Raw genomic sequence first — 1,201 nt, 5'->3', positions numbered from 1 at the left:
ATGGGCAAGGAAAAGTTCGCTCGCACCAAGCCGCACTGCAACATCGGCACGATCGGTCACGTGGACCACGGCAAGACGTCGCTGACGGCGGCGATCACGAAGGTCCTGGCGGAGACGGGCGGTGCGACGTTCACGGCCTACGACCAGATCGACAAGGCGCCGGAGGAGAAGGCGCGCGGGATCACGATCTCGACGGCGCACGTGGAGTACGAGACGGCCAACCGGCACTACGCCCACGTCGACTGCCCCGGCCACGCCGACTACGTGAAGAACATGATCACCGGTGCCGCGCAGATGGACGGCGCGATCCTGGTGGTGTCGGCGGCCGACGGCCCGATGCCGCAGACCCGCGAGCACATCCTGCTGGCCCGCCAGGTCGGCGTGCCGGCGCTGGTGGTGTTCCTCAACAAGGTCGACATGGTCGACGACGAGGAACTGCTGGAACTGGTCGAGCTCGAGGTACGCGAGCTGCTGTCGAAGTACGACTTCCCGGGCGACGACATCCCGATCACCAAGGGCTCGGCGCTGATGGCGCTGGAGGACAAGGAGCCCAAGATCGGCAAGGAGGCGGTGCTGGCGCTGATGGCCACCGTCGACAGCTACATCCCGCAGCCGGAGCGCCCGATCGACCTGCCGTTCCTGATGCCGATCGAGGACGTGTTCTCGATCTCGGGCCGCGGCACGGTGGTGACGGGTCGCGTCGAGCGCGGCATCGTCAAGGTCGGCGAGACGGTGGAGATCGTCGGGATCCGGGCGACCACGACCACGACGGTGACCGGCGTGGAGATGTTCCGCAAGCTGCTCGACCAGGGCCAGGCGGGCGACAACGTCGGCGTGCTGCTGCGCGGCACCAAGCGCGAGGACGTGGAGCGGGGCCAGGTGGTGTGCAAGCCGGGTTCGGTGAAGCCGCACACCAAGTTCAAGGCCGAGGCCTACATCCTGACCAAGGAGGAGGGCGGGCGGCACACGCCGTTCTTCACCAACTACCGGCCGCAATTCTACTTCCGGACCACGGACGTGACCGGGGTGTGCGAGCTGCCGGAGGGCACCGAGATGGTGATGCCGGGCGACAACGTGACCATGGACGTCACGCTGATCGTGCCGGTGGCCATGGAGGAGAAGCTGCGCTTCGCCATCCGCGAGGGCGGCCGCACCGTCGGCGCCGGCGTCGTCGCCGCCATCAACGACTAAGCCAGGACAG

Annotated in this window: 1 protein-coding gene; it reads left to right on the top strand. The window is 67.5% G+C overall.

Going from position 1 to position 1,201, the window contains the following annotated elements; genetic code table 11:
- Positions 1–1,191 carry an elongation factor Tu gene (gene tuf / locus MKL11_RS01250; protein ID WP_243939554.1) on the top strand — a complete coding sequence of 397 codons (1,191 nt, stop codon included), beginning with the start codon at positions 1–3 and terminating at the stop codon, positions 1,189–1,191.
- Positions 1,192–1,201: the final 10 nt, after the last annotated feature.

Source organism: Methylobacterium sp. J-077 (assembly GCF_022829365.1).
In the GTDB taxonomy this organism is placed as follows: domain Bacteria; phylum Pseudomonadota; class Alphaproteobacteria; order Rhizobiales; family Beijerinckiaceae; genus Methylobacterium.
This window is presented reverse-complemented; position numbering and strand designations above follow the sequence as displayed.

Excerpts from the sequence above, each read along its gene's own strand:
- tuf (WP_243939554.1), top strand. The coding sequence starts at position 1 with ATGGGCAAGGAAAAGTTCGCTCGCACCAAGCCGCACTGCAACATCGGC.